The sequence below is a fragment of the Nocardiopsis sp. TNDT3 genome (assembly GCF_003427465.1).
GTDB lineage: Bacteria > Actinomycetota > Actinomycetes > Streptosporangiales > Streptosporangiaceae > Nocardiopsis > Nocardiopsis dassonvillei.
Map to the genome: position 1 here is coordinate 1 of NZ_QPFC01000690.1, position 1,572 is coordinate 1,572.

Consider the following 1,572-nt stretch of genomic DNA (forward strand, 5'->3'; position numbering starts at 1 on the left):
CGGGACAGGGCGCCCCGTTTTCCCTGCTGGCCCGGGCCGCACGCGTCGGCGCCGACTCCGCCCCCCCCCACGCGCCGACCGCCCATTCCCGGGCAATGTTCATTTTACTCGAACACGAGTTCGCTTTCTTTTTCCGGCGAAGATGAACGCCACAAGAAAAGGCGGTGCGCAGGGCGGCCGCCCCTCCCCCGGTTCCCGGGCCCGGCCCGCGCGGCCGCCGGGCGCATCAGTCGGCGGACCGCGGGCGCAGGAGGTCGGGTTCGATGTAGATGATCGTGGCGATGGGCACCGCCTCGCGGATCCGCCGCTCCGCCTCGTCGATGGCGGCGGTGACGCGGCGGGCGTCGTCCTCGGCGTCCACGGCCACCTTGGCGGCGACCAGCAGCTCCTCGGGGCCCAGGTGCATCGTGCGCATGTGGATGACCGCGTCGATGTCCGCACAGCCCAGGACGGCCTCGCGGATGAGGCGGATGTGCTCCTCGCTGGCCGACTCACCGATGAGCAGGCTCTTCATCTCCACCGCCAGGACCACCGCGAACACCATCAGCAGCAGTCCGATGGCCCCCGAGCCGAGCCCGTCCCAGACGCCGTTGCCGGTGATCAGGGTGAGGCTGACCCCGACCAGGGCGAAGGCCAGGCCGATGAGGGCGCCGGTGTCCTCCAGCAGGACCACCGGCAGCTCCGGGGCCTTGGTGCGGCGGATGAAGCCGAACCACCCCACCCGTGCGCGCGCCGTCCTGGTCTGGCGCATAGCGGTGCGCAGCGCCGTCGACTCCAGGGCGGCGGCCACCAGCAGCACCACGACGGGGACCCACTGCCAGGAGGTGATCGGGTGCGGGTCGCGGATCTTCTCCCAGGCCTCGTACAGGGCGAACAGCCCGCCGAGGGTGAACAGCACGATCGCCACCAGGAAGGCGTAGACGTAGCGCTCGTGGCCGAAGCCGAAGGGGTGCTCCCGTGTGGCCGTGCGCCTGGCCCGCCGCCCGCCGATCAGCAGCAGGAGCTGGTTGCCGGAGTCGGCCACCGAGTGCACCGACTCGGCGAGCATGGCCGACGAGGCGGTCAGGAGGTAGGCGACGAACTTGGTCGCGGCGATCCCGAGATTGGCCGCCAACGCCATGACCACGGCCTTCGTGCTGTCCTCGCCACTCACCGCGTCGCCTCCTCGTCAGCTGCGGACCGCACGGTCCGGGGACACGGTGCCGACGGTCGGCGCGGCCGCACCGGCCGGGACCGCCCGAGGTGGTCGGGGCCGCGCCCCGGACTGTCCCAGGTTCCGGGGAGCCCGGTGCCCGCGCAAGCACCCCCGCCGCCGTGTCGGTCCGCGGAGACCGTCCGGAGCGTCAGGAGCGCTCGGCGGCGCGGGAGCGCACGCGCAGCTCTATCCCGTCCAGGAGCCAGTCCAGCCCCCGCGAGAAGGCCTCCTCCGGGGTCGGCCCCGCGGTGGTCACGCGTTCGACGGCCGGGTAGCGCCCCGTCGCACCCGCGCGGGAGGCCAGGAAGGCCTCCTGGACCGTGTCCCACGTGCGACCGTCGGGGGTGGTCCAGGCCGACCGGGCCGGGGCCTGGACC

The 1,572-nt window shown here is 73.2% G+C and carries 1 protein-coding gene and 1 pseudogene; both read right to left on the reverse strand.

Going from position 1 to position 1,572, the window contains the following annotated elements; all coding sequences use genetic code 11:
* Nucleotides 1-226: 226 nt before the first annotated feature.
* The gene (locus tag DQW06_RS17245; RefSeq protein WP_013153431.1) at nt 227-1,153 is read right to left on the reverse strand and encodes a cation diffusion facilitator family transporter; all 927 of its coding nucleotides are present in this window, start codon (nt 1,151-1,153) and stop codon (nt 227-229) included.
* Between the two features lie 190 nt (nt 1,154-1,343).
* Nucleotides 1,344-1,572, reverse strand: a pseudogene (locus DQW06_RS17250) (TetR/AcrR family transcriptional regulator); the annotation flags it as partial.